At 62.2% G+C, this 13,060-nt stretch carries 10 protein-coding genes and 1 pseudogene; 7 read left to right on the top strand and 4 right to left on the bottom strand.

The features are described from left to right. Positions 1 to 226: 226 nt before the first annotated feature. The 4 genes and pseudogenes from BN60_RS29635 to BN60_RS13150 form a co-directional block, all read right to left on the bottom strand. Positions 227 to 766, bottom strand: a complete 540-nt coding sequence (locus BN60_RS29635; RefSeq protein ID WP_083856093.1) for an ATP-binding protein — start codon at positions 764 to 766, stop codon at positions 227 to 229. Then, positions 763 to 2,294: pseudogene (locus BN60_RS13160) on the bottom strand (GNAT family N-acetyltransferase). The gene BN60_RS29635 and the pseudogene BN60_RS13160 overlap by 4 nt, the downstream one beginning before the upstream one ends. Beyond that, positions 2,269 to 3,054, bottom strand: coding sequence for a helix-turn-helix domain-containing protein (locus BN60_RS13155; protein ID WP_020696526.1), 786 nt, complete (start codon positions 3,052 to 3,054; stop codon positions 2,269 to 2,271). Before BN60_RS13155 ends, BN60_RS13160 begins: the two are co-directional and overlap by 26 nt. Before the next feature lie 513 nt (positions 3,055 to 3,567). Beyond that, a complete protein-coding gene (locus tag BN60_RS13150) occupies positions 3,568 to 4,311 on the bottom strand; it encodes a Crp/Fnr family transcriptional regulator (protein WP_020696525.1) in 744 nt (247 codons plus the stop codon). A gap of 211 nt (positions 4,312 to 4,522) precedes the next feature. Between BN60_RS13150 and BN60_RS13145 the strand changes: the two genes are divergently transcribed. The 7 genes from BN60_RS13145 to BN60_RS30880 all read left to right on the top strand — a co-directional run. Then, positions 4,523 to 6,466: a DNA polymerase gene (locus BN60_RS13145; RefSeq protein ID WP_020696524.1), complete on the top strand. Its 1,944-nt coding sequence runs from the start codon at positions 4,523 to 4,525 to the stop codon at positions 6,464 to 6,466. 107 nt (positions 6,467 to 6,573) lie between these two features. Then, positions 6,574 to 8,034, top strand: a complete 1,461-nt coding sequence (locus BN60_RS13140) for a phage portal family protein (RefSeq protein ID WP_020696523.1) — start codon at positions 6,574 to 6,576, stop codon at positions 8,032 to 8,034. 88 nt (positions 8,035 to 8,122) lie between these two features. Continuing rightward, positions 8,123 to 8,383: a hypothetical protein gene (locus tag BN60_RS13135; protein WP_020696522.1), complete on the top strand. Its 261-nt coding sequence runs from the start codon at positions 8,123 to 8,125 to the stop codon at positions 8,381 to 8,383. Further along, positions 8,370 to 8,543: a hypothetical protein gene (locus BN60_RS31310; RefSeq protein ID WP_215905906.1), complete on the top strand. Its 174-nt coding sequence runs from the start codon at positions 8,370 to 8,372 to the stop codon at positions 8,541 to 8,543. The genes BN60_RS13135 and BN60_RS31310 overlap by 14 nt, the downstream gene beginning before the upstream one ends. Before the next feature lie 46 nt (positions 8,544 to 8,589). Then, positions 8,590 to 11,547 (top strand): phage tail tape measure protein, encoded by a 2,958-nt coding sequence (locus BN60_RS13130; RefSeq protein ID WP_083856092.1) that lies wholly within the window; start codon positions 8,590 to 8,592, stop codon positions 11,545 to 11,547. Beyond that, positions 11,544 to 11,891, top strand: a complete 348-nt coding sequence (locus BN60_RS13125; RefSeq protein ID WP_020696518.1) for a phage tail protein — start codon at positions 11,544 to 11,546, stop codon at positions 11,889 to 11,891. The genes BN60_RS13130 and BN60_RS13125 overlap by 4 nt, the downstream gene beginning before the upstream one ends. Positions 11,892 to 11,949: 58 nt before the next feature. Further along, positions 11,950 to 13,060 (top strand): hypothetical protein (locus tag BN60_RS30880; RefSeq protein WP_043283902.1); only part of this gene is annotated, 1,111 nt, incomplete at its 3' end.

The raw sequence follows: 13,060 nt of genomic DNA, 5'->3' as shown, positions 1-13,060 counted from the left end.
AACCCCTCCGTCGCCGCAGACGGCGCCACCTCCCCATTTGAATGGGGAGGAGAGCGACGATCAGTGGGCGAGGGCCGCCGACTGCCCCCTCCATCGGCGTCAGACACAGACACCTCGCCGTTTGAACGGGCAGGAGGGAGAGGGCGTTACGGGCCGAAATTGCCGAGTTCGCGCAGGCCGTCGATGTTCTCGATCACGACCTTGTGCGCAACTAGGGTGCTGAGAGCTAAGTTAGAAGTTCCTGTAGTCTTCCAGACTGCCTTGGCGTTAAAATACTAAGAGGGACATTAAGCGCAATACAAATTTCAAAAGCTGCGAGTAAGGCAGTTTCTTGGAATCGACGAATGTCCGCTATATCCGCTCGTGGTCGATTTCGAGTTAAGTCGCGCTCTCGTCGGCTTAGTATCTCGCTGGGAGCGTCAGCCCAAAACACCATCGATGTTAGATTCAATGCTTGGAACACTTCTGCTCGAATCTGCACAAGCCCCGAGGGTGTCTCGATAAGCGTATGGCCGTCCAGGACAACGAGCGCCGCCTGAGGATCAATGGCCTTGTTAAAGCCCTTGATTAGCAAGCGTTGGCTTTCGTCGATGTCGAAATTGCGAAGTGCGTCGAGATTTGGCGAAGTTTCGTTCGCCTTTCGAGCCTCTCTGATCAGGGTGCTCGCACCTAGATGTTGAAACGATATTGTCGCCCCTAGGGCCTTCAATGCCGAAGTCTTGCCAACACCAGACAAGCCGACGAAAGCAACTACTTTCTGCGTCATGTTTCAAATCCGAGGCTCAAGTGAGGCAGTAGCTTTTCGAGGGCAGGTCTACTGATTTCGAAGATCGATTGCGGTGGATGCTGCCGAAATACTCCCTGCTCTTGCAGCCGGCTCAGACCGATGGCGGGGTCGATATAGCCTGCGAGCAAGTAGTTAATAACTTTGACGGGCTTAGCATCGGTCGCCTTCCAGTCGTTCAGTCGCGTCTCGCTATAAACCGACCGACCTCCAGTCATTTGCATAAGGTCTCGTGTTGACCGCGCAACTGAAAAACCTTCGAATATGCCGATCGCCGTGAGCGCTTGAGAGGGAGGACTATTCGACTTTCCTTTGTAAAAGAACAGGAGTGATCCGGCGGGGCCAAGGTTGGATTGTGCCCTGCAAAGATAGACTTTGCGAATAGTATTTCCGGGCTTTTAGGCCCTCCAAGGGCAGCTGATTCGAAAAGATCTGGCTGCTTCTGATCCTTTAGATCTGGATACAAAATATCATGATAGGCTTCTTGAATAGGCACACCAAATGCACGGATCGGTACATCCGTAATGAACCGAGGATAGTTCCGCCGAATAGTCTCAAAATGTTCAACGCCGTCCTCTGGAGAGAGTTTACTTCGCCCAAAGGGCTTTTCGTAAAGACGCTCTCCATCGGACTTGGTCGCCGTGTGTTGAAAGCCGTAGAATTCGAGCAAATCGATAAGAGCGACTTGGCCTTCGTAGGTTGTTAAGTAGACTAAGTCGTACCGATTGACTTGGGCGAACCAGAACACCTTTTTTAAGAGAAGCTCTCCTAGCTTCACGCCTCGCTTCTCAGGCCTAACTTTGAAGGTGCAGATTTTAAGTATCTTCTCTCCACCCATAGTCGCATCTGTATTCGCGGCGTTCTCATCCTTCCTAACAATAAGACCGGCGATTCCATTGTCTTCGACTACCCAGCATGATCGGTGTTCCTTAACGCACTTTTCGCGCCACCAACTGTCAAAGCCGGGATAGTCTTCGCGTAGGCTATCGAAGATGTCATGGTTTGCGGGGATGGTGTGCGCCGCCACTTCTTCGACATATCGAACAAGTGGTTCCACCGGTTCGAACGTCGTTCTGAGTAGCTGAACTGCATCCGGTACAAATAGGACGCGTCGACCGAGTTCTGCCGAATGACGTCTCGCACGATCATGAAGTCCTCTGTCTTGAGAGACGAGAAAGTCTGCAGCACCAAGGTGCAATGCATGGAGTAATGTTGCGTCCACCACGTCATTGGGCTTACGCAGTGGCCCGAAAAGCTTATCGAGGTCGCTTTGTTCAAGGTTTCGGACTTTGCCTAAAATCTGGAACTTGGCCAATTTGCTAAGAGAAATGCTCTTGCGGATGTGATCGCGGTCCCGTCCGATGTCATCACGTGCCGCCTCATGCACAAAGACACCTACGCCATGCTTAGACGCAAGGCTTATGAGCGCGGCAAACGCAGGCTGGACCGTGTGATTATCTTCCAGACCAACAATGACATTCGTATCAATTAGATACGTTTGAATACTCATCTCGGAGAGCCATTCTAAGGATAGGCTTTACGTAGAGAAACGATTGAGGCGGCTCAAATCCAAATCGCTCTCTCAACTCCGAAAGGTCCAGTTGACGCGGGAGAGGTTTAGCGTTGGCGAACTTGAGTGCAAACCCTTCGCTTAGTCCTTCAAAATATGCATCGAAGTCAGCCTTGTTGATAAAGGCGCAGGATGAATACTTCTTCCAGATATGGGAGACAGGCAGCTTAACCACGTCCGTAATCTCGGCGCGGCCAACCATAGCGCGCACTGGAGAAGTAGAATAGATATATGCTAGCGTCCCACGCGGAGCAGATAGGGGAAAGCGCCGACGAAGCTCGACAGTCTTCTTTCCTTCAATGATCTTGTGCGAGTACTCGGGACGGATGCTGAGAACAACATCCCGATGACGCCGGAACAGGTCGTCGCCAAAAATTGAAAAGCAAAGCTGATCTTCGTCGTTGGTCTCAGCGTCGAAGATGTCCCTCAGATGTGCGGCAGAATGTGCGTCGCGCGCAAGCACGGCTGTGACATTTAGCTTCGCGCCGAGTGCTTCCACATACTTTGCCAATGAAGAGATTTGGACATCTCCTCGGCTCTCGATCTTTGAAATCGCGGCTTGCCCAACGCCGAGGCGGCGCGCCATTTCATTTTGGGTAAGGCCCAATAGCTGGCGCAAATCTTTAAGTGAGTCGCCGACGACGCGACCAGCATCGCCCACTCGTATGGCGTTTACTGTCTTGGTGGTGAACTTCGTCATACGCGCCTCACGAGCTAGATATTACACTATTGTGCTTTGGCTATTCCTTTCAAGGAATATTCAGCCCCAACCCACCAGATATTGTGGTGAAAGCACAAAACAGCGCCTATACGCGTGACGTATAGGGCGGAGCATGACAATGTCCAATATGTGAACAAATAGAGAACATCAAGGGGTGAAAAGTCATACTTCGAGGTGGCGCTCGACGATAGACTAGGACGACACGCAGCGACCCGTCCTGCGCCGGCAGGCCGCCGACTTCGACGCTGGTGCGTTCGATAAGCGACAGCACCACCATGTCGGCCGTGCCGTAGGCCTGGACCACCTCCTGTTCCAGCGGGCCGTTCCTGAAGAACGGCCCATCGCCTCCATGCGCTCCGGCGTGATGTCCGCGCCATGCGTCGCGCGCCGCCGAACGGCGGACATCAGGATGAAGTCGTCGACGCGCTCGACCCCTCCATCGGCGTCAGACGCAGACACCTCGCCGTTTGAACGGGCAGGAGGGAGAGGGCGTTACGGGCCGAAATTGCCGAGTTCGCGCAGGCCGTCGATGTTCTCGATCACGACCTCGTTGCCGTGGGGCAGGGAGATCAGGCCGCGCTTCTTCAGCTTGGCGATCGAGCGGCTGACGGTTTCGATGGTGAGGCCGAGATAGTCGCCGATCTCGCCGCGGTTCATGTCGAGGTCGACGGTCGCCGAGTCGCCGAAGCGGGAAGCGTAGAGCGCGTGCATCTTGGCCAGGAAGTAGGCGACGCGCTCCGTCGAGCGCAGCCGGCCCATCGCCGCGACCAGCTCGCCGGCCTCGCGCTGGGCGCGGACCAGGGCGTCGGCCGTCGCGGCGGCGAGCGCCGGATAGCGCTGCGCCAGCTCGTCGAAGCGGCGGCGGCTGAAGGCGCAGGCCTCGACGTCGGTGATGGCATGGCCCTCGAACGTGTAGCGGCCGTCGGTGTGGAGGAAGCCCACGCAGTCGCCGGCAATGCGCAGCGCCACGATCTGCCGCCGTCCGTCGTCGAGCGTGCGGGAGACCGCGACGAGACCCCGGGTGATCTTGAAGAAGTTGGTGATCGGATCGCCGGCGCGAAACAGAATGTCCCGCCGGCGCCATTGCCGCCGGCCGCCCAGCGCCACCAGTTCGGGAAGCTGCGCGTCGGTCAGGGACCCGCAAAGGTTGAGCGAGCGTCCGATGCAGCCCGTGCAGGACGCGCTCTGCGACTCCCGACGAAGCTGTTCGGGAAGCCGGGCGGAGAGGGAAGTCACGGAAAAGCCTAGGCTCGGCCGGTCCCCGATACAATCGGCAATCGGGGAAGCGACATGCCGGAACCGCCTTCTTCGATCACTTCCGGTTGAACGGCACGGCCCCCGGCGGCGGGGGAGACCGGGCGCCGCATCGGGCGCGGCACCGGGCGCTGTTTTCCTCCGGCGCGGGAATTGGTGACTCCGGCGGCGAGGGCGGCTACTCGTCGGGCGGATGACGGGCGATTATCGTTGGGTCGAGTCCTTCGACGACCTCATTCGTGCAATCGATTGCACGTTCGCGCAGACCGGCCGGCCGGTCGAGGTCGCCTGCCGGGTCGATACCGGCGACGGGGCCGGAGCTGACGGAAGTGCAGGCGGGGCCGCCATCGGCTTCACCATGGCGGCCGGCGCGGCGGACTGTCTCGATCTCGCCGGGGCGTTGCCGGACGAGGCCGTCGGGGAGCTGCGCCATCTGCTGACCTCGCCGCGGATCAGGCTGCGCGGCGCCAACTTCAAGTCGGAGATGGTGTGGCTGGCGGCGCGGCTCGGCATCGCGTGCAGCAACTTCGCCTTCGATGCGCTGCTCGCGGGCTCGCTGCTCGACGAGAACCGCGCCAACAGCCTCGCCGCCTATGCGCGCCTCTATGCGGCGCTCGACGCGGACACCGAAGACGGGGACGACGCGCGACAAAAGCTGCTGCGCCGGCTGGGCCGCGCCGTCGATGCCGTCTTCCAGGCCGCCGTCGCGATCCGCGGCGAGCTGCTGGCATCGCCGGCGCTGGCGCATTTCTACGTGACCCTGCTGCATCCCGCCTCGCAAGCCTTCGCCCGCCTCGAACGGCGCGGCGTCGTGGCCTCGCGCGAACGCTTCGAGGCGCTGCGGGTCGAGCTGGAAGGCGAGGACGGCCGCGGCGGCGCGCTGGCCGATCTCGACCGTCAGGTGCTGGCGCTGCTGCCCGGCCGGCTGCGCATGAAATACGCCGACAATCTCTCCGTCCGTCCCGCGATGCTGCGCGATTTCTTCTTCGGCACCGCGGGCCTGCATCTCAAGCCGCGTATGGTGACGCCGCGCCACGGCGAGCCCTCGACCGCCAAGGCCCATCTCGCAATGTTCCACGACGTGCCCGAGGCGGCGGCGATGGTGACGCTGCTGGAGGCGCGCAGTTCGGCGGCCAAGATGCTATCGGCCTATGTGAAGGGCTTCCTGAAGCACCTGCATCCCGACGGCCGCTTTCATCCGGCCTATATGCTCTTTGCCGGACGCGCGGACGATGGAGACGAATCCGGCGGCGGCACCGTCACCGGCCGCACCTCGGCGCGCGATCCCGCCATCCAGACCGTGCCGAAGCGCGGGACGTGGGCGAAGAAGCTGCGCCGCTGCTTCGTGGCGCCGCCCGGCATGGCGATCTGGTCGGCCGATGCCGCGCAGGGCGAACTCAAGATCGCGGCCTGCCTCGCCGACGAGGCCAACATGCTGGCGGCCTATCGCGCCGGCCTCGATCTCCATGCCGTCACCGGCGCCTCGATGATGGACATGCCGACCGACGCCTTCATGGCGCTGGCCGCCGACGTTCGGGATCGCGAGAAGATGGAGCGCTTCGAGCTGGGCCGCTTCAAGGCCAAGGCCTGCAACTTCGGTCTGCTCTACGGCATGCAGGCCAGGGGCTTCGTGCGCTACGCCTGGCAGACCTTCAAGATGGTTCTGAGCGAGGCGCAGGCGCAGGAGATGATCGACCGCTTCTTCGCGACCTATCCCGGCCTGCTCGACTGGCACGAGGCGGCACGCAAGCAGGCGCGGCGCGACGGCGCGGTGGCCAATCCCTTCGGCCGCGTGCGCCACCTGCCGTGGATCCGCGCGCAGGATCGTCAGATTGCAAGCCGCGCCGAACGCCAGGCGATCAACGCGCCGGTGCAATCGACGCTCTCCGATCTCACCTGCTGGGCCTTGAGCGAGATCGACCGCCAGATTCCCGAGGCCCAGCCCTGCGCCATGATCCACGACGCCATCGTCGGCTACTGCCCCGAGGACCGCGCCGACGAGATCGGCCGCCAGATCGTCGAGGTCGCAAGCACTTTGCCGATCGAGACGCTGTGCGGCTGGCGCCCGCAACTCGCCTTCACCTTCGACCACGAACACGGCCCCGACATGGGCTCGATGGTGAAGATGAAGGCATAATTGTCGTCCAGAGCGAAGCGAAGGATCTCATGCCCGTGGACGCAGTCGCGGACCAACGCCGCTCGCGTCGATACCGGCCGTCCGAGACGCGCGCATAGGCTCGCGGCATGAAAATCAAGCAGCCCGAAATGCGTGTCACCCCGCTTGCTCCCGCTGCCGCGCCCGCGATGGCGTCGAACGCGCTGCAGGTCGAGGACGAGTTCAACGCCTTCTACATGACCGGCACCGACGGCGCGGCCGGGCATGTGCTGCGGCCGCCCTACGATCCGAGGGTGCTGGAGCGGCTCACGCAGGAGAACAACGTCCTGGGCGCCTGCATCGATGCCATGGTGGTCAACGTCGCGGGCACCGGGCACCGCATCGAGCGCGAGACCAAACGCGCCGACGAGCCCGACGAGCAGGACGATCCGGTCGCCTGCAAGCTCGAAGCCTTCTTTCGCGAGCCGTTCCCCGGCACCAGCTTCGTCACCATGCGCCGCGACCTCGCACGCGACATGGAGCGGGTGGGCTACGGCGTGCTGGAGATCATGCGCAACGCCGCGGGCGAGGTCGTGTTCCTGCGCAACACGCCGGCCCGCACCATCCGGCTCTGCAAGCTCGATGCGCCGGCGCCGGTCGTGCGCACCGTGTCGCGCGGCGGCGCGGAGATGTCCGTCGCCGTGATGGTGCGCGAGCGCCGCTTCGTGCAGCTCATGGCCGGGCAGTTGCTGTTCTTCAAGGAGTTCGGCGCGTCCCGCCAGCTCGACAAGCATACCGGCCAGTGGGAGAGCGCCGACCGGCCCGTGCCGGTTCAGGCACGCGCCACCGAGCTTCTCTATTTCCAGGTGGGGCAGGACCCCAACAGCCCCTACGGCGTGCCGCGCTGGGAGGGGCAGATCCCGTCGGTCGTGGGCTCGCGCGCGGCGGAGGAGAACAACCTCACCTATCTGCAGTCGGGCGGCCTGCCGCCGGCGCTGATCGTGGTGCAGGGCGGCATCGTGGCGGGCGAGGCGCGGCAGGCGCTGGAGCGCCAGTTCGCGCCCGGCCAGAAATCGCGCGCCGCCATCCTCGAAGTGCCCGCGACCGACGGCATGCTCGACAAGCCGGGCACGGTGAAGGTCACGGTCGAACGTTTCGGCCACGAGCGCGCGGGCGACTCGATGTTCGAGCGTTACGACGACAAATGCGCCGAGCGCGTGCTGCGCGCCTTCCGCTTCTCGCCGCTGTTCCTCGGCAAGTCGGCCGACTTCAATTTCGCGACGGCCTATGCGAGCTACCTCGCGGCGGAGAGCCAGGTGTTCGGGCCGGAGCGGCGGCTGTTCGACGAGATCGTGACGCGCAAGCTGCTGCCCGAGCTGGGCGGCGCGGGCTATGTCTTCCGCTCCAACCCCATCGCCATCAAGGACGTGACGCAGCAGATCGAAGCGCTGGCGCTGGCGGCGGGCCTGCCGGGCATCGATCTCGAAAGCGTCGTCGACCAGCTCAACAAGGCGGCGGAGCTGGAGCTGCAGTTCCGGTGCTCGGAGGCGCCGGTTCAGCTACGTCCCGTGCAATCGGTTGCACGAACCGGATCGGAGGCCGAGTCGTGAGCCGAGTCCGCCAAGTCGGGGGGCAGGTGAAGACCTGGCTGCACCTGCTGCTCTATGCGCTCGCCTTCCACTGTACGCCGATCCCGGCATGAGCCCGCTGCTGGGGGTGAAGCTCGCTGCCGTCGCGCTGGCATTGGCGATCGTCGCGGCGGCGCTGTGGTGGAGCTACGTCGAGGGCAAGAGTGCGGGCCGCAACGAAGTCTCGACGCGGGCGATGGAGAAGGCGGCGGAGAAGACACATGAAGGCATCAGGCTGCGCAACCAGGCGGCGCGTCGCGCTGCTGGCGACGACGACGATACTGCTTTCGAGCGCATGCGCCCCCGCGCCGGTGGTGGTGCTGAGCCCTGATCCCTGCGCCCGCTTCTCCCGCCTGGAGATGACCGACGCCCAGGTCGACGACGCCAGGCGCTCCCCCGAAAGCCGCCAGGTAAAGTACCTCGCGATCATGCGCCTGATCCACGGCACCGTGAACGAGTGCCGCGCGGCGCAGATGGAGAAGAAGGACTGAGCTGAAGGCGCGCCGCAGGGCGCCGAACCCAAGGAGGGGTGGAGCCGTGGCCGACCAGGAACTGTTAGTCGTCGTCCGCATGCGCGACGAAGCGTCGGCGGTGCTGAAGCAGGCGACCGCGGCGATCCGTGATCTTGGAGGCGTGGCCGATGTTGTGACGCAAAAGACGGCTTCGTTCCGAAGCACATTGCAAGTCACCACGACGACAGCGACAAGCTTCGGCCAGGCCAGCAAGACCGCGACTGCGGGATTCACCACACTGACGCAAACGCTTACGCAGACCACCGCGGGTGCGGCTCGATTGGGCACTGCGATGCAAACGGCATCTACGCAGACGGGAGCCCTGGGCCGGGCCGGCAATACTGCCGGAAGGCAGTCAGCTACCCTGTTTCAAACGCTGAAAGCTGGAATGGGGGCCGCGCGGGTGGCTATCGCCGCATTGGAGCCCCTGATCGACTTGTACGGCAAAGCCGTCGACAGGACGATCCAGTATGAGAAGTCGCAGAATGCGCTGAACTCTGCCATGCGGCTCAGCGGCGGCGCCATCGGCATGACGAAGGGTGCGGTCAATGATGTCGTCAACGAAACGGCGAGCCGCACGCGAACCGACGACCAGGAACTTCGCAATGCCGCCGCCCTCCTGATCAATCAGGGCGAAGCCACGAGCGGGACATTCAAAGAGGCTTTGGACGTATCGACCAAGCTGGCGTTCGTCATGGGCACCGATGTCGTGTCGGCTTCTCGCCTGGTGGCCAACGCGATGGTGGATCCGAAGCAGGGCATGGAGGCACTGCGCGAAGCCGGGATCAAGCTCAAGGCGTCGGAGAGGGACCGCATCGCGGCGATGCAGCAGAGCGGTGACAAGATCGGCGCCCAGGCCGAGCTGCTGCGCGCCGTGAGCAAAGAAACCGGATCGGCGGAAGGAGCGAACAAGGGACTGTCCGGCAGTTTCAGAAACCTGTCCCACGCCTCGGGCGAGTTCCTTAACCAATTCAACGACAGCGTGCTTTCCCGGATGACGACCGGGATCGTCAACTTCGGTGCTGGGGTGATTCGAACCCTCACGATTTTCGAAGAAAAGACGAAAGGCGAGCAAACTCAGGAGCTACGTAAAGAACTTGCCGTTTATGAAACACGGCTCGCCAACTTCAAGGCCAGCAAAATTGACAGAGACCCGAAAGACTGGGATCCCCAGGAACACGCGCAAGCTGCGGGAATAGAGAGAGATATCCGGCGAGTGCGTGGAGAATTAGCGAAGATAAGCGCCGAATTCGTTCAGGCAATCGACAAAGGCGCTCAGGCTATCAGGGATAAAGCCGAGGAAGAACTCAGACGTGAAATCGGGAAAAAAGGCTACGCACTCGATAAGGCCGGCAATCTTACAAGCCAGAAAATCGTAGACGCGGATGCCGAGGTCGCGCGTGCTACCAAACTTCGAGATTTGCTAAAAGCGGTCTACGAAGAGTTCGAGAGGTTGGCAAAAGCCGGTGAGGTCTATTCACCGGAGAAATTCAACCGGGCTCTGCAGAACTACCTGCACGCAGAGCGTCTGCTGACCGAAGAAATGGAAACGGCTGCTCGCGCTCGGCAGAATGGCGGCGCGGCAGTAGTAGCAGCCTGTGAAGCCAGCGTAGCTGCGGAAGGCAAGGTGAGCGAGACGCTTAGTCGGGTGACATCTCACTTGGTGTTGTTCAATGATGGACTCGCGGATGTCGGGCGAGGAATTCTCGACTTTGCAGGAAAAGCAAGCCTTGTACGGTCGTCTTTCGACCTTTCGAGCCTTTTGAAGCCACCTGAGTCACCTCAGAAGTACGCAGGAATCGGCATTCGCCCGATGACAGAACTCCTGCCAGACGCCCCAAGCGGCGGCTTCGGCGGCGCGAGCGATGCGTTGAAGTCTCTGCGCGATGAAGTCGCGCGCCTCGACAGGACGCTGAAAGCGCTGCCCGAGGGACCTTATGCCGTGCGCAAGGCCGAAATGGACTCGAGGGCATCGGGTGTGAGCAGCGCCGAGGCCGACCTGGTGCGGCAGGCATTCGGCAAGCGGGAGGAGATCGCGTCCACGACGGCCATCGACAATCTCAAGAAGGAAACCGACCTGCTGCGGCAGTTGGCGGCGGCCGTCGGCGACGTGAACAAGCAGAACCAGATTCGGCGCGACTTCGAGAATGCCAGGAAACTGCTCGATGTGGCGCCGGCGGACAGAGAGAGGCTTGCCCAGGCACAGCGGGACAAGGACGAAGCCGATAAGCAGAGGCAGGAGGCCGAGGCGGCCTACAAGACCGAACAGGACAAGGTTGAGAAGGCGACGGCGTTCGCGCGCGAGACGTTCAAGGGGTTCTTCAGCGACCTCAAGGACGGGCTGAAGAAGGGGCAGGGGCTTTGGGAAGCGTTCGGCAACGCCGCGCGCAATGCGCTGAACAAGATCACCGAGAAGATCGTCGACCTCGTGTCGAACAAGCTGCTGGATCAACTGTTCGACGGTCTGGGCAACGTTCTCGGCGGCAGCGGCGGTGGAAAGGGCGGCGCTGCGGGTGGCGACGGAGGCATCTTCAGCTTCATCGGCAAGGGGCTGAGAGCATTCGCCTCTTTTCTCTTCGCCGACGGCGGCATCATGACCAGCCGCGGGCCGGTGCCGTTGCGCAGATATTCCGGCGGCGGCATCGCGACGTCGCCGCAGCTCGCGCTGTTCGGCGAGGGATCGGTGCCGGAGGCCTATGTGCCGGTGCCGTCGGGGCGGATTCCGGTCGAGCTGCGCGGCGGCGGCCTGCGCGGGGGCCTGAGCGGGGGCATGACGGTGCAGACCAACATCAGCGTCAATATGACGGCGCCGGCTGGTGGTCAGGGTTCCGGCGGCAGCGACGGGCGCGGCAACATGATGGAGCAGGCGCGCGAGCTCGGCGCCATCGTCACCGCGATGGTGAACAAGAACTTGCAGGACCAGATGCGGCCAGGCGGGCTGCTCAACCCCAGCGGCTCGTTCAGCGCGGGAGTGATGCAATGACGACGACGGTTCAGTTTCCCGCCATCGACTGCACCTTCGGCTCGCCGGTGAGCTATGCGCCGCGCGTGCTGAAGAACGCCTACGGCAACGGCTACGAGCAGAGGGTGGGCGACGGGCTGAACACCGTCGCCGAGAAGTGGACGGTGGCGTGGCAGGGCATCGCGTGGAACGAGTGCCTGGAGATCAACAGCTTCCTCAAGGCGCAGAAGGGCTACCTGCCGTTCCTGTGGACGCCGCCGGGCGAGGCGCCGCTCCAGGTCAAGTGCGAGAGCTGGAGCCGAGAGAAGACCAGCGGCACCACCGGCAACGTGCAGGCGACCTTCGAGCAGGTGTTCGATCTCTAGTTCTCGCCGGTGAGAGCGATCCCGGCTTCCGTAGATCCAGCCCAAGGAGGGGCAGGCAATGGCTCACGTCGTCAAGCTTCGCGTCAAGGACACCACCGCCAGCACGGGCACCGGCACGAAGGTGCTGGCGCGCACGTCGACGCTCAACTTCCGCACCTTCGACGCGGTGATGGCCAACGGCGACACCTGCGACGCCATCGTGGTCAACCGCAGCGCCAACCAGTGGGAGCATTCCTCGTGGACCATCGCCGGCGTCGGCGGCGAGCCGGTGCTGACGCGGCTCGAGTTCAAGGAATCTTCGACCGGCACGCCGGTGCACTTCACCGAAGGCGTCAAGGACGTGCTGATGCTCTATCCGGTGGCGGGCAAGCTGGACTTCACAGCGCGGACCCTGAAGCTTGCGCCCAACATCATCGACGGCACGCCCGGCACGGTCAGCGCGTTCCGCTTCTATGACGATGGCAATGGCTGGATCGGTGGTATCGGAATTTCGTCCGGGTCGGTCGACTATCGGTCTGGTACCAACCACACTTGGTACACCGGCACAGCACCGGTTCAAGTTGCACAGCTCAACTTCAGTGGTCTCGGCATCGGCACGGCACCATCACATCGCCTTCATGTAGTAGGCCCGACCGCTGCTTCTACGGCGATGATTGGTGATGCTGCAATCGCTGTACGTCTAGGGGTGAACAACAACGCGGCTTCTGTTGAAGGTGTTAATAACATTAACTCCGTCTACAAACCGCTGTGGCTTAATGGAGAACTACTTCTATTAGGCACCGCCGGTTCTGAGAAGGCCCGCATACTATCAAACGGAAACGTCGGTATAGGCACTACTTCACCTGGCGCTCGCCTGCACGTCCGTGGCTCCGGCTTTGACGGAGGGAAAGGCCTTTTCGAGAGCACCACGAACGGCAATTCGATTGCCGTCATTGGTGTAAATGGTGCGGGTATCTATGACAGCGCCTTTCTTACCCTTTCGGACGGCACGCGCACGATCTATCTCGGCCTCACCGGCACTGCCGCAGGCGGCGATGTCGGCCGTTTCAGGATTATCGGCGCGAACGGCCAAGAGAATTTCAGCATCGGCACGACGGGAAATGTCGCACTTGGCGCCATAACAGCCGCGGCCAAGCTCTCGATTGGTCTGGATGGCGGTACGCATTCGG

It is taken from the genome of Reyranella massiliensis 521 (assembly GCF_000312425.1).
GTDB classification, from domain to species: Bacteria; Pseudomonadota; Alphaproteobacteria; order Reyranellales; family Reyranellaceae; genus Reyranella; species Reyranella massiliensis.
The sequence above is the reverse complement of the archived record's forward strand: the minus strand, read 5'-3'. Positions and strand labels throughout refer to the sequence as shown.

Excerpts from the sequence above, each read along its gene's own strand:
- BN60_RS29635 (WP_083856093.1), bottom strand. The coding sequence starts at position 766 with ATGACGCAGAAAGTAGTTGCTTTCGTCGGCTTGTCTGGTGTTGGCAAG.
- BN60_RS13155 (WP_020696526.1), bottom strand. The coding sequence starts at position 3,054 with ATGACGAAGTTCACCACCAAGACAGTAAACGCCATACGAGTGGGCGAT.
- BN60_RS13145 (WP_020696524.1), top strand. The coding sequence starts at position 4,523 with ATGACGGGCGATTATCGTTGGGTCGAGTCCTTCGACGACCTCATTCGT.
- BN60_RS13140 (WP_020696523.1), top strand. The coding sequence starts at position 6,574 with ATGAAAATCAAGCAGCCCGAAATGCGTGTCACCCCGCTTGCTCCCGCT.
- BN60_RS13135 (WP_020696522.1), top strand. The coding sequence starts at position 8,123 with ATGAGCCCGCTGCTGGGGGTGAAGCTCGCTGCCGTCGCGCTGGCATTG.
- BN60_RS13125 (WP_020696518.1), top strand. The coding sequence starts at position 11,544 with ATGACGACGACGGTTCAGTTTCCCGCCATCGACTGCACCTTCGGCTCG.